Source organism: Mucilaginibacter sp. P1_D10 (genome assembly GCF_056406215.1).
On the sequence record NZ_JBFUAP010000016.1, the window covers coordinates 25,400 to 44,336 of the forward strand.

18 protein-coding genes and 1 tRNA gene are annotated in these 18,937 nt (G+C 44.8%); 6 read left to right on the plus strand and 13 right to left on the minus strand.

Annotated elements, in window-relative coordinates; genetic code table 11:
• Positions 1-2: 2 nt before the first annotated feature.
• The 7 genes from AC1DYT_RS21530 to AC1DYT_RS21560 all read right to left on the minus strand — a co-directional run bounded on the left by AC1DYT_RS21530 (position 3) and on the right by AC1DYT_RS21560 (position 7,797).
• Entirely contained in the window at positions 3-3,308 is a 3,306-nt protein-coding gene (locus tag AC1DYT_RS21530) for a TonB-dependent receptor (RefSeq protein ID WP_477471578.1), read from the minus strand.
• Between the two features lie 255 nt (positions 3,309-3,563).
• On the minus strand, positions 3,564-4,658 hold the full coding sequence (locus AC1DYT_RS21535) for a FecR family protein (protein WP_477471579.1): 1,095 nt from the start codon (positions 4,656-4,658) through the stop codon (positions 3,564-3,566).
• Between the two features lie 87 nt (positions 4,659-4,745).
• Positions 4,746-5,273, minus strand: coding sequence for an RNA polymerase sigma-70 factor (locus AC1DYT_RS21540; RefSeq protein ID WP_477471580.1), 528 nt, complete (start codon positions 5,271-5,273; stop codon positions 4,746-4,748).
• 759 nt (positions 5,274-6,032) lie between these two features.
• A complete protein-coding gene (locus AC1DYT_RS21545) occupies positions 6,033-6,434 on the minus strand; it encodes a VOC family protein (RefSeq protein WP_477471581.1) in 402 nt (133 codons plus the stop codon).
• Positions 6,435-6,445: 11 nt separating this feature from the next.
• Positions 6,446-6,895 carry an SRPBCC family protein gene (locus AC1DYT_RS21550; protein ID WP_477471582.1) on the minus strand — a complete coding sequence of 150 codons (450 nt, stop codon included), beginning with the start codon at positions 6,893-6,895 and terminating at the stop codon, positions 6,446-6,448.
• 36 nt (positions 6,896-6,931) lie between these two features.
• Positions 6,932-7,357, minus strand: coding sequence for a DoxX family protein (locus AC1DYT_RS21555; RefSeq protein WP_477471583.1), 426 nt, complete (start codon positions 7,355-7,357; stop codon positions 6,932-6,934).
• A gap of 17 nt (positions 7,358-7,374) precedes the next feature.
• Positions 7,375-7,797: an SRPBCC family protein gene (locus tag AC1DYT_RS21560; protein WP_477471584.1), complete on the minus strand. Its 423-nt coding sequence runs from the start codon at positions 7,795-7,797 to the stop codon at positions 7,375-7,377.
• 130 nt (positions 7,798-7,927) lie between these two features.
• Here AC1DYT_RS21560 and AC1DYT_RS21565 point away from each other — a divergent pair, with 130 nt between their 5' ends.
• Entirely contained in the window at positions 7,928-8,905 is a 978-nt protein-coding gene (locus tag AC1DYT_RS21565; RefSeq protein WP_477471585.1) for a GlxA family transcriptional regulator, read from the plus strand.
• 198 nt (positions 8,906-9,103) lie between these two features.
• Here the strand turns inward: AC1DYT_RS21565 and AC1DYT_RS21570 are convergent.
• Positions 9,104-9,177, minus strand: a tRNA-Asn gene (locus AC1DYT_RS21570).
• 121 nt (positions 9,178-9,298) lie between these two features.
• Between AC1DYT_RS21570 and AC1DYT_RS21575 the strand changes: the two genes are divergently transcribed.
• The gene (locus AC1DYT_RS21575; protein ID WP_477471586.1) at positions 9,299-10,213 is read left to right on the plus strand and encodes a PfkB family carbohydrate kinase; all 915 of its coding nucleotides are present in this window, start codon (positions 9,299-9,301) and stop codon (positions 10,211-10,213) included.
• Between the two features lie 90 nt (positions 10,214-10,303).
• On the opposite strand, the gene AC1DYT_RS21580 is transcribed toward AC1DYT_RS21575, so the two are convergent.
• The 5 genes from AC1DYT_RS21580 to AC1DYT_RS21600 form a co-directional block, all read right to left on the minus strand.
• The gene (locus tag AC1DYT_RS21580; protein ID WP_477471587.1) at positions 10,304-11,302 is read right to left on the minus strand and encodes an ABC transporter ATP-binding protein; all 999 of its coding nucleotides are present in this window, start codon (positions 11,300-11,302) and stop codon (positions 10,304-10,306) included.
• A 160-nt stretch (positions 11,303-11,462) separates the two neighbouring features.
• Complete coding sequence (locus AC1DYT_RS21585) at positions 11,463-11,873, minus strand: GxxExxY protein (protein WP_477471588.1); 411 nt, start codon at positions 11,871-11,873, stop codon at positions 11,463-11,465.
• Positions 11,874-12,009: 136 nt separating this feature from the next.
• The gene (locus AC1DYT_RS21590) at positions 12,010-12,858 is read right to left on the minus strand and encodes an outer membrane beta-barrel protein (protein WP_477471589.1); all 849 of its coding nucleotides are present in this window, start codon (positions 12,856-12,858) and stop codon (positions 12,010-12,012) included.
• 2 nt (positions 12,859-12,860) lie between these two features.
• Positions 12,861-13,643, minus strand: a complete 783-nt coding sequence (locus AC1DYT_RS21595; RefSeq protein ID WP_477471590.1) for a hypothetical protein — start codon at positions 13,641-13,643, stop codon at positions 12,861-12,863.
• Positions 13,633-14,202: an RNA polymerase sigma factor gene (locus tag AC1DYT_RS21600; RefSeq protein ID WP_477471645.1), complete on the minus strand. Its 570-nt coding sequence runs from the start codon at positions 14,200-14,202 to the stop codon at positions 13,633-13,635. The genes AC1DYT_RS21595 and AC1DYT_RS21600 overlap by 11 nt, the downstream gene beginning before the upstream one ends.
• Before the next feature lie 513 nt (positions 14,203-14,715).
• Here AC1DYT_RS21600 and AC1DYT_RS21605 point away from each other — a divergent pair.
• From AC1DYT_RS21605 to AC1DYT_RS21620, 4 genes are all read left to right on the plus strand, one after another.
• Positions 14,716-15,984, plus strand: a complete 1,269-nt coding sequence (locus tag AC1DYT_RS21605; protein ID WP_477471591.1) for a metal-dependent hydrolase family protein — start codon at positions 14,716-14,718, stop codon at positions 15,982-15,984.
• Between the two features lie 78 nt (positions 15,985-16,062).
• The gene (locus AC1DYT_RS21610; protein WP_477471592.1) at positions 16,063-18,207 is read left to right on the plus strand and encodes an alpha-galactosidase; all 2,145 of its coding nucleotides are present in this window, start codon (positions 16,063-16,065) and stop codon (positions 18,205-18,207) included.
• Positions 18,208-18,250: 43 nt separating this feature from the next.
• Entirely contained in the window at positions 18,251-18,556 is a 306-nt protein-coding gene (locus AC1DYT_RS21615; RefSeq protein WP_477471593.1) for a DUF4160 domain-containing protein, read from the plus strand.
• Positions 18,553-18,837 (plus strand): DUF2442 domain-containing protein, encoded by a 285-nt coding sequence (locus tag AC1DYT_RS21620; protein WP_477471594.1) that lies wholly within the window; start codon positions 18,553-18,555, stop codon positions 18,835-18,837. Before AC1DYT_RS21615 ends, AC1DYT_RS21620 begins: the two co-directional genes overlap by 4 nt.
• Positions 18,838-18,937 lie beyond the last annotated feature (100 nt).

An 18,937-nucleotide genomic window follows, 5' to 3' on the forward strand; every position in this document is an offset into this window, starting at 1 on the left:
TTTTATAGTTTAACTGTTAAACCGAATGTGATTGTCCTTACAGCGGGATATTGCGCTACATCAACTCCACGCTGTACGTTACCGTTTGTATAACCCAGCTCTGGCGTGTAACCTTTGTAATTAGTGATCATAAACACATTCTGGCTGGATGCATAAAGCCTTACGCTGTTTAGCGACGCTTTTTTGCTCCACGCTAAGGGAAGCGTGTAACCCAGTGTTACGTTTTTAAGGCTGAAATAATTACCGCTTTCCACAAACAGGTCCGACGTACGGTAGTTATCGTTAGAGCGGTCTAAAGACATCCGCGGAATGGTATTACTTGTACCCTGGCCCGTCCACCTGTTTAAAGTTTCGGCATACATATTAAATGGATAGGTTGGGTCGATGCCCTGCATCCTATCGGCATTGTATAAACTCACACCAAATACGCCGGTGAAATTTGCAGCCAGGTCAAAACCTTTATAAGATACACTGCCCTGTAAACCTACAACCGCATTAGGGTTTGGGTTACCCAGGATGGCGCGGTCGTTACCATCTATCAAGCCGTCGCTGTTCAGGTCGAGAAAGCGCACATCGCCGGGTTTGATGTTCCCTTTACGAGAATCATTGGTTAGAGCAGGATCGCTGTCAATTTCTGCCTGGGTTTGGTATAAACCGTTGGTTTTCCAGCCGTAAAAAGATGCTATGGGCTGCCCCTGGTAAGTACGGGAAATTTCCTGGCTTGACCTGCCGTAAACAGTTGAGCCCACAAATGTGCCTTCGCCATTAAGCCTGGTTACCTTATTTTTGATGAATGATGCATTTGCACCCACCGAGTAACGCACTTTATCGCCGCCCTGGTAATTCAGGTCAATCTCAACGCCTTTGTTATTCATGGCGCCGATATTTTGCGTAGGGATAGTAACCGAACCTGCTGAGCCAACTACAGGAGGGGCTATCAGCATGTCTTTGGTGTTTTTATTAAACCAGGTTAGAGTTGTGTTTAGCCTGTTATTTAAAAAACCTGCCTCTAAACTGATGTTGGTCATTGCTGTTCTTTCCCAGGCAATATCCGGGTTGGCAATTGTGGTAATAGCAGCACCGCTTACACCGGTACCACCAAATGCGTAACCACCATTCTGGTATGTAGTACCTGTTTTTATTAAGCTTAAATACTGGTACGGAGGAACGCTTTGATTGCCTAGTTCACCATAACCGCCGGTTAGTTTCAGGTTGCTTATCCAGCTTATATTTTTGATGAATTCCTCGTTCGATAACCTCCATCCTAATGAAAACGCTGGGAAGTAACCCCATTGGTTTCCTTTCGCAAACCTGGAAGAGCCATCCGCACGGAAGGTTACTGTGGCCAGGAAGCGGCTGTCGAAATCATAAAATAACCTGGCAAAACCTGATTGTAAAGCAGAGGGCTGAAACGGATAAGGCGTGCTGGAATTGAACTGAGCGTTCCCGGTGCTAAGTACCCTTTGGGCCGGGTCGGTATCATCATATCCAATGCGTGAAGCTGTAAAACCATAATCCTTGAAATTTTGGTAAGAATACCCCCCTGTAAAAGTAACATGGCTTTTACCGAATACCTTATCATAAGTAAGAAAAGCCTCCAGCAGTTGCGATGAGATCTCTTCTTCTGTTTGTGTTAATACAGAGGCCGGGTTTTGCCTTACCTGGTTTGCATCGGCGATATTGAAATTATACCCCCGGTTTAGGGTGCCATCAAACGCATAGTTAACACGTAATTTTAATTCCTTAACAAAGCTTACCTCTGCGAAGGCATTAGCCAAGGCACGGTACTTTTTATTGTATCTGTCTGCCTGCTGTATGGTAGAGTAGGGGCTGTTAATATCGCCTAATTCAGAGTTAGCTTTAGCAGTTCCGTAGGTGCCGTCGTCATTTATCAGCGGTATAGCCGGGTTAAAACGCAGGGCCGAAAAGAGCAGCCCGGTTTGCGAGTTGTTATTATCAAACCCGTTCAGCTCGGCGTAAGATAACTGGATGTTTTCGCCCAGTTTAAACCAGGGTTTAATTTTATGCTCAGAATTGATGCGCGTACTTACCCGTTTAAATTCCGATTTATCAATAGTACCTTTCTCGTTATAAATAGAGGTAGAGAGATAGTAATTAGAAACCTCGTTGCCGCCCTGTATGCTTACATCGCCATTAGTAACATGGCCCGTACCCATAATGGCGCGCTGCCAGTCGGTACGCTGCGTGGCGTAATAACTGTTATTCCATAAATCATTAATAGCAACACCGTCATTTGTATAACGCTCCCTTTTTAATGTATACAGATCGGGCGCGGTTAGCAGACTAAGGTATTTGGTGGGGTTAGAGAAACCGTTGTAAAAATTAATCGTAGTGTTTAGCTTTTGGTTGTAACCGCCTTTTTTAGTAGTTACCAATACCACACCGTTGGCAGCACGGGTACCATAAATAGCCGCGGATGATGCATCCTTTAATATATCTACTGAAGCAATATCATTTGGGTTAATATCGCTCAATGCATCGGGGTTACTGGTTGGCACACCATCAATAACAATCAGCGGGTTGGAATCATTTAAAGTACCGGTACCACGGATACGAATGCTGGTCGCGGCACCCGGCGAACCATCATTGCGTACAATATTTACACCGCTTGCACGGCCTTCTAATGCCTGTGCGGCCGAGCTTACCGGCAGGTTTTGAAAATCGCTGCCTTTAACACTGGCAACAGAACCCGTGATATCAATTTTTTTACTGGTACCATAACCTACTACCACAACTTCTTTAAGTGCAGATGGTAGTTCTTCCATAGTGATGGTTATAGGCTCGCTGCCGGTTATGGTAACCAGTTTTTTTACATAGCCTATATAAGTTAGTTCCAGTACGCCATTATCGGGTGCGTTCAGGGTAAAGTTACCGTTAACATCGGTGGTGATACCAATGGTAGTTCCCTGGATCTTAACGCTTACGCCAATCAGCGGCTGGCCTGCTTTATCCACTACCTTGCCTTTCACAATTATCTGGCTGTTAGCTTCATCCTGCGAGGTGATGATCACCACATTGTTTTCGGCCAGTTTGAATGATAGCTTATTATCCATCAGGGTAGCCAGTATCTCGCTGATAGATGCATCTTTAACATTCAGATCAACCTTGCCCAGTTTTTTCACTGAAGCATAGTTGTAGAAAAAACGATAATCGCTTTGTTTTTGGATTTTGGTAAGAATATTACTTACATCGGCCTGCTTAATGTTAAGTGAAAATTTTTGCTGCGAATACACCTTTGCAGACACCTGCATACATGTAACCAGGATAAGAAAAAATACCGCTTTCATTAGCAAAATGACTTTAAGGCATACAGGAATACCGTGACATGAAAATGCCCTTCTTGTTTTTTTCATTACATTTGTTTGAAAATTAATGGATAGAGTAAGTGCTCTTAAACTCCTTACTCTTAATAATAAATCCCAGAATTTTTGAGGGGAAGAGCGCCAACTCTTCCCTTGCTTGTTCTATATGGATCTATCAGGAATCTGATAAGTAATTGTTTTTCTGCATACGTTTAGTTTAGTTTAAATAGTGTATAGTTTTTACTTGTTTAACCGGCTTATATAAACCGTATTATCGGCTACCCTTGATTGAAAAGAGGTGATCTGTTTTAGAATGAACAATGCACTGTCCAGGTTCTCGTCCTGAAGTACACCGCTTATCTGTTCTTTTTTAAGCGCTTCATCCTCAAATACGAATCGTACTTTGTATTTGCGTTCCATACTTACAGCAACATCTTCAAATTCCGTGTTGGTGAAAACCAGTTTATTTTCCAGCCAGGCGTTTTCCTGGTATTCATCATTATCTACTACCGGCAGTACCGATAGCTCGTACTTTAACTTAGCCACCTCTTTATGCGCATTAGGTATATGGTTTGCGGGTGCAGCATCGTTTAGCACGGTAAGTTTTTCGCGCGGGGCTAAAACTATTTTCCTGTCGGGGTCGCCCGTTAGTTCAATTTGTACTTTACCTTTAAACAGCGTTGTTTCGGTTTTTTTGTCCTGCTTATAAGCCCTCACATTAAATACTGTTCCTAACACCTTTACGGTAAAGCCCGCTGTATGTACTAAAAAAGGCTTTTGGGCATCTTTAGTTACCTCAAAAAAGCCTTCGCCGTCAAGGGTAACTTCGCGGCGGGTGCCAACAAAGGTTGCGGGGTATCCAAAATGGCTGCCCGCATTCAGCCGTACCTTAGTGCCATCGGGAAGGGTAAGTTTAATCGTCTGTCCGTAAGGCACGTCTATTTTTTGATTGACAGCGGCCAATAACGTGTTATCTTTATTTACTGTACGGCTATAAAATGTTATACTTAAAACACCTATTACCAATATAGCCGCTGCCCCGGCAACCCATTTAAGGTATGTGCGAATAGGGATAATCTTTTTATAGTTGTGCTGTTGGGCATTTTCGGTGTTTTTGATATTTACCCACAGTGCATCAAGTTTTGTGTTAATATCTTCATCCTGTAAGTTTGCATCAGACGGGGATGACCCGGTTTTAAGCGCATAGGTAACATCATGCATTTTTTTTAAATGCGGATGCTCTTCTAAAAAAACTTCAAGCTCTTTTAGTTCTTCTGCACTGGCAGACTTGTCCAGGCATTTAGCCATCAATTCAATAAACCTTGATTTTCCCATGGTTGGTCATTCTATTTGTAAGGACACACAACCGTTGGGTTTTTCCTAAAAGATTTTTAAATAAATTTTAATAGCTGCCGGGCGGTGCTATTTTAGAGTGCTCTCCAGCTTTTTAAGTGCTATCGCTAATTGGGCAAAAACGGTTTTAGGCGATAGCTCAAGTATCTGTGCAACTTCGTTGCAGGAGAGGCCATCCTCTTTTACCATCTTAAATATCATCTTGCATTTTGTGGGCAAACCATCTACCGCACGCAGTATGTTGCTGTGAAGTTGCTTGGATATAAGCAATTGAGAAGGATCAGGAGTAAGCTGAAAATAATATGCATCGCTTACATATTCTTCATTCAGTTTTTTTGAATTTTGGCTGCGGATATTGTTTAGGCATGCATTTTTAACCGCCACATATAAATAAACTTGTACATTTTTAATCACGGGCAATTTATGGCGCCCTATCCAAATCTTCAAGAAAACATCCTGCAAAATTTCTTCGGCGGGCTCTTTCTCGCCTAAAAATGAGTATGCATACTGATACAATTTAAGATATTGCTCCCGGTATAATTCATTTAAGGCCGATTCATCGCCGTTATGTTGTATCCGATGTAATAACTCCGCCATTCCCAATTGATTCTGTTTTGAACTACATTTAAACAGTATTAAAATACATTAAGCACACCTAAACTACAAATGCTAAAAAAATCAAGCATTGTTATTTTATACTTAAACAAGGTTGTTCAAAGTGTTTAAGCAAATTGCATTTAAAATCTGGAACATTTTAATATATAAGCGTTACAAATTATTGCTTGTCTCTTTTCCATTGGCAATCACGCTCAAAATTTTGTCTAATCTGTTACAACCACAAAAGTCGATCAGTTTAAGTGCAGAGTAGTCACGAGGCTCCATTTATAGAAAAATTAAAGAGAATTGGAAATTTTGGCGAGAGCCGCCTATGATCTATTGCTTTTTGAAATAAAATATTGGCAAAATTGTAATGGACGAATTTAGCTCTACTATACTATCGCGGATCGTAACACCAGTGATATATAAATTAATTCCCCCACATCTGGAAAGTGACGATGAAAAGGCTTAGCTAATTCATTTTAAGGTGGATGAAGTAAATGTAAAAGCCTCCTAAAAATTTTAGTGAGGCTTTTACAGTAACCTTCGGTACTACCGAACTATTTTCGCTCCTGAGGCTGCACCGAACCATTTGGTAGGGCAACTGAAACTCTTAAGCCTATTCGAAGCAACTTAAGTGGTTCGATCTCCCTATGGCTGCAAACCCGCTTTATCCTGGGTAAAGCGGGTTTGTGCTTTCAGGAGACTCTCTCAGGCAAGTTGAACGTTTACTTTCCGGGCGGACGTGGTACGTGCAACTCACAAACCGAACACCCACTTCACATCAAAAGCATCAGTCACTTCGATCAGACTATCCGCTGCATAATTCCTGGTTGCCACACCACGGCGGTCAGATCCTATTTTCTCGATAAGTATCTTTCTGGCACCAGCATTTTTACATGGCAGAAAGATCGAAATATAATTTCCAATTTTTCTGCCCTCGTTGTGTACCAGATCCGAACCGTGAATAACTATACTATCAGAAACCAGGGAACCGCTAATGACAGGTATTTCCGTATAACCCTGTAATTCCTTATCAAAAGTTTCAAAATGCAGCGTGCCGCCAAAGCAGGTCTGGTAAAAAGTAAGTGCTTTTTTGCAATTTCCAGAAAATGTGATGAAGACCCCGCCGGTTAATCTATCGCTATTTTGAAATAACATATTACAATAAATTAGGCATCCGGTATTTGGGGTTCAACCAGCTTTTTCAATTTCTCAAGGGACTCCTGCCAGCCCAAATAACACATTTCAGCCGGAATGACATCAGGAATACCTGTTTGTACTATTTTAAGTTCGGTGCCGCAGGAAACCTGGTCCAGCCATACTGTCGTTATCATTTCCCCTGGTAAATTAGGGTCGTCAAACTTCTCGCTGAACTTAATAAACTCATTCGGTTTTATCTCTAAATATTCTCCGCCAAATGAGTGGCCGTTGCCGGTACTGAAATTAATAAAGGTCATACGGAACTTGCCGCCTGTCCTAAAGTCCATTTGCTGCACTTCGCATATAAAGCCGTAAGGGGGTATCCAGCTAGAATGTGCTATTGGGGTTGCAAAGGCACGAAATACTTTTTCAGGACTTGCCTGAATTACCCGGTGTAATGAAACTGTGTTATCTTTCATTTTTTTAAGTTTTTTGTGATCTGTCAATTATTATTCCTAAAGCTTTACACTTAATGACCGATGGTACTCATTGATCGCTTCGTTAGTTTGGCCATGATCCCGGATCTTATCGTGATACAGGTACGAGACGGCAAGAATACCCAGAAATACCAATGGCATTAACATAAACCCAATATTTTGGTCTACATAGGTATGACTGATGAACGCAAACATCAAATTAAATGTTAGCCCTGCATATGCCCATTCCTTTAACTTAGCCGGGGCATTAGGGTAAGAAATTGCTATAACTCCAAGCACCTTACAAATAATAAGCGCATAAGCGAAGTAGTCAGGATAGCCTAAAAGTTTTGTACCTGCAGTTACATATTGTGGTGCAAACAGCATGGTACCAAGTGGCATTACACCTTCCCATAGAACGATGATAGTAGTTGCCACCCAAAAAATGATCTTATTCTTTTTCATATTGTTAAGTTTTATTGTTAATTATTTGATTCCACGTATTTCACAAAACTGTTTAAGATAGCCTGCCACCCTTGTTTCTGAAATTCAGGGTCGTTCTCTGTTTCCGGATCAAAGGTTGTTGCAACCGTGGTTATACCTTCCTTAGCTGCAAACAATGTTGTGGCGGTTCTGCCATCGGGCATGGTATAGGCTATTTCCTTGTGCAAGTCAACCTTATCATAGGTGCCTTCAAAATCAAAACCGAAACTGCCATCTTTAGCTTCCATCCTGTTCTTGAATTTGCCGTTTAATCGAAGGTCGTTCTCGCTGCGCGGGGTGTGCCAACTTGGGTCGGGAGTGTTCCATTTCACAATGTCGGCCGGGGCATTCCAAACCTGCCATACTTTCTCTACCGGCGCATTTATTGTTGCTTCTACCGTAATTTTTGTTTGTGCTGTCATCGTATATATTTTTAGTTAAAGTTTACAGTACAAAGATGCTATAGGCCCCAGGATCTGGTATGTTGTAAAAACGACAAATTAGGGGTAGGATTACGACAAGACATGCGTATCTTTAATTAAGATAAGTTTTATGCAAATTTCGGTTTTCGTTCCCCAGTATGGAGTAATAGAAGCTATTACACCACCATTCAGGACCTTTCACACGGCCAATGAGTTTCTAACTGCATTTGGTAAAGCGCCCATTTTCAAAGTAGAGTATGTGGGCTTAAATGAATATGTACCGGCCAATAGTGGCGAATACACGGTAAAAACAGATAGGCTGCTCAAAGATGTTAGCAATACAGACCTGCTCTTTATACCACCCACTTTCGGAAACACCGACACGGGGATACGGGCCAATGCCGAAGCGATACCCTACTTCAAAAAGCTCCATGAGAATGGCACCAGCCTTGCCAGTTTATGCATAGGGGCTTTTCTGCTGGCAGAAACAGGACTGTTAAATGGAAAGAAGTGTTCTACCCATTGGGCACACATAACCGAGTTCAAAGAAAAATATCCGCTGGTAGAAGTAGAAGACGGTGCGGTTATCACAGAACACGATAACATTTACAGCAGTGGTGGTGCAAGCAGTTTGTGGAATTTGATCCTGTATCTGCTCGAAAAATTTTCCGACAGGGAAACGGCTGTCCTAATCTCCAAATATTTTGCCCTGGATATAGGCAGGGACAGCCAATCCCAATTCGCCATTTTCAAGGGACAGAAAAGCCATGGTGATGCGGGCATTCAAAAGGTACAGGCGTATATCGAAGAAAATTATGAAGATAAGATCACCATTGAAGATCTGGTAAACCTTATCAATGTTGGCCGCAGAACTTTTGAAAGAAGATTTAAGGATGCAACAACCAACACACCGATCGAGTACATACAACGGGTAAGGATAGAAGCTGCAAAGAAGTTTTTTGAAGCCTCACGAAAGAATGTTACTGAAGTGATGTATGGCGTAGGTTATACCGATACCAAAGCATTCAGGGATATTTTCAGGAAGATAACAGGGCTTACACCAATAGAGTACAGAAATAAGTTTGCGAAGGTTGCGAACGAGATATGATCTGCCGGTTCAAAGAGTGATGTAAGCGGCTTGCTGATCTTTTCATTAAATAAGCAAGTACTGATCTTAGGCCCTTGCGTATGATGCAGGGCACGCCCGCTTCCTCAGATCCCAAATTCGATATATCACTAATGGCCGGGATGTTCCCTCATGAAACGTAGTAACATAAAAAAAGCCCCGCAGACGTGCGGGGCTTTGCTCCTGAGGCTGGGCTCGAACCAGCGACCCTCTGATTAACAGTCAGATGCTCTAACCGGCTGAGCTACTCAGGAATCTTCCTTTTTTTATACTGTTGAACTCGTCAGCAGTATTTTCCGGTTTGGAGTGTGCAAAAGTATGATTATTGGGGTAATTTCGCAATATTTGCGTAAAAAAAAATTAAAATATTTTCGCATGAGTTTGTTAGTTATTGGTACTGTGGCGTTTGACGCAATTGAGACCCCCTTTGGTAAGACAGATAAAATCGTTGGCGGTGCCGCAACCTACGCAGGTTTGGCCGCTTCGTACTTTTATGATAAGGTGAAGATAGTTGCAGTAGTGGGCGACGACTTCCCCGCCGAAGAGATTGCCGACTTTAACGCCCATAGCATCGACACCGAGGGCCTGCAGATAAAGCAAGGCGAAAAATCGTTCTTCTGGAGCGGCAAGTACCATAATGATATGAACAGCCGCGATACGCTCATCACCGACCTGAACGTACTGGCGGATTTCGACCCCATCATCCCCGATAGCTACCAGGACTGCGAATACCTGATGCTGGGCAACCTCACCCCGCAGGTACAGCAAACGGTTATCAAACGCCTTAAAAACCGCCCCAAGCTCATCGTTATGGATACCATGAACTTCTGGATGGACATTGCGCTGGATGATTTGCTCGAAACCATTAAAATGATCGACGTGCTTACTATCAACGATGCCGAAGCACGCCAGCTATCAGGCGAGTACTCGCTGGTGAAAGCCGCCCGCAAAATATTGGCGATGGGCCCAAAATACCTCATCATTAAAAAAGGCGAACATGGCGCATTGCTCTTCCACGAGGACCACATCTTCTCTGCCCCTGCCCTTCCCCTGGCCGAAGTTTTCGACCCAACGGGTGCGGGCGATACCTTTGCCGGTGGCTTCATAGGCTATATGGCCAAGGTAGGCACTGTAAACTTCAATAACATGAAGAACGCCATCATCTTTGGCTCCGCGCTGGCATCGTTCTGCGTAGAGAAATTCGGAACAGAAAAAATCAAGAACCTTACCCAGGAGGAAGTTGCCGCACGCGTACAGCAATTCGTGCAGTTGTCGTCTTTTGAGATATAATTTTGGTGACATATAAAAGCAAAGAGTCCGCCTACTTAGTGTAGCCGGGCTCTTTACCATTAAAAAGCACCCCCGTCAGGGACTAGGGGCCTAATACTCCAGCCACTTCTTTACTTTAATACCAATCATATCTCCCGGCTTAAACCTGTCGTTCTCACCGTTCACCACGCGGATGATAACGCCGTTATATTCCAGCAGCAGATCTTCATAAAAGCCTTTGAAAAGTACTTCGCGTACCGTCCATTGTGTGGCCTCCGGCGTGGTGGTCAGCCTTATCCATTCGGGGTACACTACGACGCTTTCTTTTTGGGTGTCTATGCCGCATAAGTTAGCTTCTGCGGGCCTAAGTACGTTGCAATTGCTCAACAGTTCGGCGGTGTACAGGTGCTGCGGGGTTTGATAAAGGTATTTAGGGTGACCCTTTTCTACTATCGCACCACCCCTTATCACCACCAGCTCATCGGCCATGGAAAGCACCTCGGCAGGGTCATGCGATACCATGACCACGGTGATGCCACTTTCGCGTACTATCTGGCGTATATCGTGCTGCAGGCCCTCCCTAAATGAGGTATCTACCTGGTTAAAGGGTTCATCTAAAAACAATACCTGCGGGCGGGTAATAATGGCGCGGGCTATAGCTACACGTTGTTTTTCGCCACCGCTCAGGTCAGCTACACGCTTGTAGGCCATCTGCATCATATTGAGTTGTGTAAGTACGGCTTCGGTTTTCTCTTCCTTAAGCTTTACGTTGGTGCTGGGCAGCATGGCGGCCACGTTATCCCACACACGGGCGAAGAGGTTCAGGTCGTCGGTATGCTGGGTAACCATCTTCATCTCGTCGTGCCCGGGGATAAGCTTTTCCTCGGGTCCCCATATGCGTTCGCCCTTAAAGAAAACGGTGCCCTCGTTTGGCGATAGCAAACCGTATAGCATGCGCAGCAAGGTACTTTTGCCGCTGCCGCTTTCGCCAATGATAGCAGTTATCTTGCCGGGGATGATCTCTATGCTTATATCCTTCACCCCCGATTGGGTCGCCCCGGGATATATTTTACTTACCGAAACCGCCTGCAAAAAAGGTACATCTGCCATTAAACAAAGATACACACGATTTTGACAGCATTTTACAGGATTAAGGGATTGATGGATTTGACAGGATTTTTTACTTGCAATAGAGAGAATAGGATTTAACGACTTATAGCTTTTGTCGGATTTCTGATTGGGAGGCCGTCAAAAATTCATACCCTTTAAATTAGTTGTTGTTTGGCTTATAGGGCTTAATCAGCTTTTTATTGTAAAGCCTTTTGAAATCTAAACTAGGTGCACCGAAGTTGATTAGTAACCCATCAGCTATGTTGTAAACCTCCAGATAATTAATGGCCTGATTTTTATGAATGTCTTCAATTTTATCTAAGGCTTTGATTTCTAACATCACAAGGTTTTCGACGAAAAAATCAACTCTGCGAGTGCCTATCAGTTCATTACGATAGTAGATGTGCATTTCTTTTTCCCGTTCAAATAATAGTCCTTGAAAGGCTAATTCAATCCCCAGGGCTTTTTGATAAATCACCTCTTGAAATCCTGTTCCAATAACCCGATGAACTTCCATCGCACACCCAATTATTTTGTGCGTTAACTCGTTAATATTTGCAAACTTATCCATAATTCAAAGTAGGAATAATTTATCAAATCTAACCGTTTTCAACCCAAACCAATCAGCCCGCCTTCCCGAATAGGCAAAAAATCCTGCTTAATCCTTCAATCCCTTAATCCTGTAAAAAATCCTCTTCCAATCGTGTTTACCAACCCACGCTCATCCCAAAGGAGAAATTCCTCAGGCCTTTTTGCGCTGGACTATCATCAAACATATCGTTCATGTAATAGCGGGCAAATACGCCTATGCCGCCGTAACCCACCCGCACGAAGGGGCCGTAGCGAAACTTGGTGAAGTGGTAGTCGCCGCCGCGTTTTTGGCTGCCGTTCTCTTTGCTCTCCTGCAACAGGCTGCTGCTTAGCAACACGCCCATATCAAGCCCGCCTACGAAGTGGAACCTGCGGCCATCGGCATCATCGTGCGTGCGGAAATCAAACGCCACCGGGATGCGCAGGTAGCTTGCCCTCAGGCGGTTTTTGGTGTATTTGATATCATCGGGCACAAAAGTAAGTACGTCGCCATCGCGCTGTATGGTGCCGCTTTCGCGCAGGCGCAGGTTAAACCAATCGAAACCACCGGCGGTGTATATCCTGAAAGATGAGTTAAAACGGTAGCTCAACTGCAGCACATCGAACCCAATACTGCTGCTGCGCCACGAACGGTAGTTCAAAAACTGGTTCTGCGGCGACAGTTTAAAGCTGCCGTTATCGTTCAGCGTGGCCAGCCCGATATCAAAACGGGTAAAGGTAAGTCCGAACGAAAATCCTGGGGCCTTAGAGGCGGTGTAGGTGGTATCGTATTCGTTATTATTGATGTTTACTTCGGCGACATCCTGCCCTATGCCGAATTTGTACTTGTGCCGCTTTTTGCTTTTGATAATGATGATGGTATCGGCATCACCTTTGTCGCTGGAGCGGGTTTTGATGGTATCGGTTTGGGCAAACAGGCTGCTTGCCGCAAAACATATGATGAGGGTGTATATAAATGCTTTCATGATTATTTATTAGTTGCAATAACTTCTTCTTTTTTTACTCTGATGATACCCAGGTTTATCCCGGTAATCAGCGACTCGTCGTCGTCTTTGTTGCTGAATTCTATCAGCTTATCCTTGCGTTTGTCAACCTTGGCTACCACTACGTTTATCAGGTCGCCAAAGCTGCGGATGCGACGTTTTTTTGGCTGCACGGCAGCAATGGTTTTGGCCGGCAGGGCAGGCACGGTGAGCGCGGCTATGTGCGTATCTTTTACTTCGGCGGTTACGGTTGGCGTAATGGTGGCCAGTGCATCCCCACCGGGGTTAACGGCCGCTAATATAGCATCGTTATGCGGTGTTTGCTGTGTAATTTGTTGCGGTTGCTGCTGAGCTATGGCACCGGTATTCAACGAGGGCAGGTCGCTTTTTTGTTTCTTGATGCTTTGCTTAACACTGTGCTGTTTTGCGGGCAAGCTTACAATGGCTACCTGTTGGGCTTGCGGCGCTACCGCTTTAATTTCGGCGGGTTTTGGCAGCACGTTGTTTACCTTTTGGCCGCCGGCATGGTTAAGGGCTATCAACTTTGATGGTTTGGTAATATCGGGCTTTATCTTAGGGATAAAAAACAGGCCCGCGCTTATCAAAACCAGTACACTGGCAGCTATACTAATGAACGGCAGCGCCGAGCGGTCCTTTTTATCGATAACTACTTCTACAGCAATATTATCCCATAAGCCTTTGGAAGGTTCCACCTCCAGGTCTCCCAGTTTATTCCGGAACAATTCATCGAATTCCTTATCCTGCATATTCATAGCTTTTTTTTTCTGCCTTTAGTATCTGTTCTTTTAAAATGGCCCTCGCCCTTGATAATTGCGATTTGGAGGCACCCTCGGTAATGCCCACAATTTCGGCAATCTCTTTGTGCGAATACCCGTCTATGGCGTAAAGGTTAAAAACCATGCGGTAGCCCGGCGAAAGGGTTGTTATCAGTACCAATAAATCCTTTGCTTCCAGGCTCGATGCTGCCGCTGCGTTAACCGATGGCTCCTGCCCTGCCTCGTCGATATCTACAACCTGCATCATGCGGTGGTGTTTGCGGTAATATTCTATAGAACTGTGCACCATTATCCGCCTCACCCAACCCTCAAACGAGCCATCTCCCCTAAAATCTTCTATCTTTTGGAACACGCGGATGAAGCCATTCTGCAGCATGTCTTCGGCCTCCATACGGTCGGTAGCGTAACGCAGGCATACGCCCATCATTTTTGCGGCCATGCGTTTGTAAAGCATTTCCTGCGCTTTACGCTGCCCGGTTTTGCAACGGTGTACCAGTTCGTCAATAGTGATTTTAGGTTCCAAAAACATCATTTAAAAGTAAGATGGGAAACTGGTTAAAATGGTTGCATGCACAATAAAATAATTCTAACTATTTTGAGGGAGAAAAGTAAAGGCTCGTTTGACGGGGCTTGCGAATATAAATGATAATAGCGATGGCGTTGAAAAAAAGGAGGTTGGAGACCTGGCGGTAATGTCCGCATCGCGGGTCAACTCACCCCCTCCCTCTCTCTTCCGAAAGCGGGAGACATTGTGGTTATTTTCCGGTTACCACGGCGACGAAAATAACTTTGGCATTAGAAAATAACGAATAGTACTGTTATATTAGACGACTTAAAAGCCCGGAAGCTTGCATAACAATTAGAAATAGCTGTTACCGGCACAATTAGCGTTATTATCTAGAGCAAAGCATTTGGTTTAATTCCCTCAATCAAACCCTTGATAAGCAAAATAAAGTAAACTAATTTCCGCATAACCCCGATGCCGGAAAACCTTGCACTTGAAGAGTGCCGGAGAATTGTAACCTAACTTTCTAATATAGCTATGAAAAAATTACTTACCCTGCTGATAAGCGCGCTTTTTATTGGCCAAACCCTTTTTGCGCAAACACATTACACCCTTTTGAAGCCCGATCGCGTTTTCGACGGGCAGGATATGCACGCCGGCTGGTGGGTGCTGGTAAAAAATCAACGCATCGAAGCCGCAGGCCTGCCCTCATCTATCACTATCCCTGCCGATGCAAAGGTTATTGAACTAAAAGGCTGCACGCTGATGCCCGGCATCATTGAGGGCCACTCGCACCTTTTTTTGCACCCCTATAACGAAACCAGCTGGGATAACCAGGTGCTTACCGAAAGCCGCCCTGAGCGCCTTGCCCGTGCCATAAACCATGCCAGGGCAACTTTATTGGCAGGCTTCACCACCGTGCGCGATTTGGGCACCGAAGGCGCAGGCTACGACGATGTGGGCCTTAAAACAGCCATCAATAAAGGCATTATCCCCGGTCCGCGGATGCTGGTGGCTACCAGGGCTATTGTAGCAACCGGCAGTTATGGGCCAAAAACTGAAGTTACCGACCTTAAACTGATAAAAGGTGCCGAAGAAGCTGATGGCATTGACGGCATAAGCCATGTTGTACGTTCGCAGATTGGTTATGGTGCCGATATAGTAAAAATATATGCCGACTACCTTTGGGGAACCAACGATACTACCACGCCAACTTTTACTTTGGATGAATTGAAAACCGCCGTGCAGGTAGCCAATAGCAGCGGCAGGCAGGTGGTAATGCATTCCAGTACGGAAGAGGGTATGCGCAGAGCGATATTGGCGGGCGCCAGCACTATTGAGCATGGCGACGGCGGTACACCGGAACTATTTAAACAAATGAAAGCTAAAGGTATCGCATTATGTGCCACTTTATCGGCAACAGAAGCCTATAGCACCTACAGCGGCTGGAAAAAGGGCATCGACCCGGACCCTGCAAGCGTAAGGATCAAAAAAAATATTTTTACCGAAGCCCTTAAATCCGGCGTAACAATTTGTATGGGCGGCGATGTAGGCGTTTACGCGCACGGCGATAATGCCCGCGAAATGGTGCTGATGGTAGAATATGGCATGAAGCCTATTGATGTGCTGCGCTCGGCTACATCTGTAAACGCCCAGGTTTTTGAATTGAAAGACTTAGGCAACATCAAAGTAAATTATTTAGCCGATATTGTGGCCGTAAACGGCGACCCTTCTACAGATATCAAAGCGGTAAAACAAGTTACATTGGTAATGAAAGACGGGGTTATCTATCCGCTTAACAAATAAACAAAGCCAACCGATATAACCTGTATTATGAATTCCGCACTTCGCTTCTCACTGCGCCCGGCAACAATTATTGTCGCAATGACATTTAATAGCTTGTTCGCACTTGCACAATCTATCGTTATCCCTATCGAAACCAAAAACAACGCCATCGTACTGCGCGTAGGCGATGATAAACGGCTCAGCATGGTGCATTTCGGCGGCAGGCTTAACAACCCGGGCGAATACGCGGCAGTACCCAAAACCACTAAGCTGGATAGGTACGATAATGTGTACAACTCGGCCTACACTACATCGGGCACGCATAACCTGCTGGAGCCCGCCATTGAGGTTACCCATGCCGATGGCAATAAATCGCTCGAGCTGCAATACGTAAGCCATACGGTTACCAAAATAAGCGATGATGTATCGCTAGTGAGCGTGCATCTTAAGGATTCGCTTTACAATTTCGAGGTGACACTGAATTACCAAAGTTATTACGCCGAAAACGTAACCGAGCAATGGAGCGTTATTACCCATCACGAAAAAAAGGACGTGGTGCTGAACAAATATGCATCGGCAAATCTATACGTACAGGCCGATAGCTACTGGCTGAAGCATTACCATGGCGAGTGGGCGCAGGAAATGCGCCCCGAGGAAGAGCAGCTAAACCACGGCATCAAAACACTGGATAGCAAGCTGGGGTCGCGCGCAGATATCTTCCAGCCGCCGGTATTTATGGTATCGCTAAACAAGCCTGCCGGCGAAGACGAGGGCCAGGTACTATACGGCAACCTGGAGTGGAGCGGCAACTTCCGTATCGACCTGGAGGTTGACCCAACTAACAACCTGCGCATTATAGCCGGTGCCAATAACTACGCCGCCAATTATACCCTTAAAGCAGGTGTAGCCTTCGAAACGCCGAAGTTTGTTTACACCCTTAGCGATAAAGGCAAAGGCGACGCCAGCCGCAACCTGCAAAGCTGGGCACGCAAATACAAAGTGCTCGACGGGCAGGGGCCGCGCTTAACGCTGCTGAACAACTGGGAATCTACCTACTTCGATTTCAATAATGATAAGCTTTCGGCTTTGCTGAAAGATACCAAGGACTTGGGAGTTGATTTGTTTTTGCTGGATGATGGCTGGTTCGGCAATAAGTACCCCCGCAACGGCGATCACGCCGGCCTTGGCGATTGGGAAGTAAATAAAGCCAAGCTGCCCGATGGAATACCCTTTTTGGTTAAGGTAGCTAAAGAAAATGGCGTAAAATTCGGCATTTGGGTAGAGCCAGAAATGGTGAACCCCAAAAGCGAGCTGTATGAAAAACACCCGGACTGGGTGGTAAAACAACCCAACCGCCCCGAATTTTATATGCGCAACCAGTTGGTGCTCGATTTGAGCAACCCTGCCGTGCAAAACTTCGTGTTCGGCGTGGTAGATAAGCTTTTTGTAGAGAACCCCGATTTGGCCTACATCAAATGGGATTGCAATGCGCTGATGTACAATGCATACTCGCCATACCAAAAAAACCAGGGCAATTTTTATTTCGACTACGTACGCGGGCTGTACAGCGTGCTGGATAGGCTGCGGGCCAAATACCCCAAAGTCCCCATGATGCTTTGCAGCGGCGGCGGCGGTCGTGTTGACTACGGCGCGCTTAAATACTTTACCGAATTTTGGGCAAGCGATAATACCGAGCCAATCGAACGCGTGTTTATCCAGTGGGAATACTCATACTTTTACCCTGCTCTTACCAGCAGCAACCACGTTACCGATTGGGGCAAGCAACCCATCAAGTTCCGCACGGATGTAGCCATGATGGGCAAGCTAGGTTTCGATATTGTGGTAAGCAAACTAAAACCCGAAGAACTGGCTTATGCACACGGCGCACTGGCAACCTATAAAGAATTCAGCGAAGCCATCTGGCACGGCGACCAATACCGCCTGCAAAGCCCATGGGGCAACGATTTTGCCTCGGTGATGTACGTAGACCCCGCCAAAAACAATGCTATCATGTTCAACTATCTCGTGAGCAACCGTTACCAGGCAGGCAGCCACCTGCCCATCCGCATGAAGGGCTTGCAGGAAGATAAGCTATACGAAGTAAGCGAAACCAACCTGATGCCGGGCCACAATGCCGGCATCGCCACCGCAAGCTACTCGGGCAAGTACCTGATGACCGTAGGGCTAAACCCCGAAGTGCGCGATGGCCGGAATAGCGTGGTGATAGCAGTGAGGGGGAAATAGGTGGATTTTAACGCCGATTTTGGTATATTAGCGTTAAGAAATTATGCCGAAAATATTTGAATACTTAGGTATCATCCTCTTTTTCTATTCGAATGAACATGAACCAATTCATGTCCATGCAACGCATAGTGGATCAGAAAGCAAGGCTGAGTTTTATATTGTGAATGGCAAAATATCAGAGATCAGGATTAAATTAGTAAAGGACAGAAAACCATTAAAAGGCGCTAAGCTCAAAGATTTTGAAGTATTCTTAGAAGTCTATGCTGATAAGATAGTTGAAAAATGGGTCGATTACTTTATCTACCATAAGAACATAGAATTTGAACGAATCACCGGGAAATTAAAATGAAAATCATCCAGGATTATACAGGCTATGAGTCTGTTGATGTAATAGAAATTACTTCTGCAAAGTATATCGGGGATTATGCAATCAGGATATTTTTTAACGATGGTATTGAAAAATTAGTAGACTTTAAACCATTTCTCTGCAAATCTTTACACCCATCTGTATCGAGGTATCTAAATGAAGATTTGTTTAAACAATTCAAGTTGATTGACGGCAACCTCAACTGGAATGACTATGAGTTGATATTCCCGGTAAGCGATTTGCATGAGGGCGCTATTCGGTGACCAACTATGCCTGCGATAACTTATTCTGTTGAAAGAAAAGGCTTTGCAATGATAGCGCTCATTGCAATCCTTGTTGTGTTTTTGCTTGTTTGTAGCCAAC

Coding starts and splice junctions, on each gene's coding strand:
- AC1DYT_RS21530 (WP_477471578.1), bottom strand. CDS start 3,308: ATGAAAGCGGTATTTTTTCTTATCCTGGTTACATGTATGCAGGTGTCT.
- AC1DYT_RS21535 (WP_477471579.1), bottom strand. CDS start 4,658: ATGGGAAAATCAAGGTTTATTGAATTGATGGCTAAATGCCTGGACAAG.
- AC1DYT_RS21540 (WP_477471580.1), bottom strand. CDS start 5,273: ATGGCGGAGTTATTACATCGGATACAACATAACGGCGATGAATCGGCC.
- AC1DYT_RS21545 (WP_477471581.1), bottom strand. CDS start 6,434: ATGTTATTTCAAAATAGCGATAGATTAACCGGCGGGGTCTTCATCACA.
- AC1DYT_RS21550 (WP_477471582.1), bottom strand. CDS start 6,895: ATGAAAGATAACACAGTTTCATTACACCGGGTAATTCAGGCAAGTCCT.
- AC1DYT_RS21555 (WP_477471583.1), bottom strand. CDS start 7,357: ATGAAAAAGAATAAGATCATTTTTTGGGTGGCAACTACTATCATCGTT.
- AC1DYT_RS21560 (WP_477471584.1), bottom strand. CDS start 7,797: ATGACAGCACAAACAAAAATTACGGTAGAAGCAACAATAAATGCGCCG.
- AC1DYT_RS21565 (WP_477471585.1), top strand. CDS start 7,928: ATGCAAATTTCGGTTTTCGTTCCCCAGTATGGAGTAATAGAAGCTATT.
- AC1DYT_RS21575 (WP_477471586.1), top strand. CDS start 9,299: ATGAGTTTGTTAGTTATTGGTACTGTGGCGTTTGACGCAATTGAGACC.
- AC1DYT_RS21580 (WP_477471587.1), bottom strand. CDS start 11,302: ATGGCAGATGTACCTTTTTTGCAGGCGGTTTCGGTAAGTAAAATATAT.
- AC1DYT_RS21585 (WP_477471588.1), bottom strand. CDS start 11,873: ATGGATAAGTTTGCAAATATTAACGAGTTAACGCACAAAATAATTGGG.
- AC1DYT_RS21590 (WP_477471589.1), bottom strand. CDS start 12,858: ATGAAAGCATTTATATACACCCTCATCATATGTTTTGCGGCAAGCAGC.
- AC1DYT_RS21595 (WP_477471590.1), bottom strand. CDS start 13,643: ATGCAGGATAAGGAATTCGATGAATTGTTCCGGAATAAACTGGGAGAC.
- AC1DYT_RS21600 (WP_477471645.1), bottom strand. CDS start 14,202: ATGTTTTTGGAACCTAAAATCACTATTGACGAACTGGTACACCGTTGC.
- AC1DYT_RS21605 (WP_477471591.1), top strand. CDS start 14,716: ATGAAAAAATTACTTACCCTGCTGATAAGCGCGCTTTTTATTGGCCAA.
- AC1DYT_RS21610 (WP_477471592.1), top strand. CDS start 16,063: ATGACATTTAATAGCTTGTTCGCACTTGCACAATCTATCGTTATCCCT.
- AC1DYT_RS21615 (WP_477471593.1), top strand. CDS start 18,251: ATGCCGAAAATATTTGAATACTTAGGTATCATCCTCTTTTTCTATTCG.
- AC1DYT_RS21620 (WP_477471594.1), top strand. CDS start 18,553: ATGAAAATCATCCAGGATTATACAGGCTATGAGTCTGTTGATGTAATA.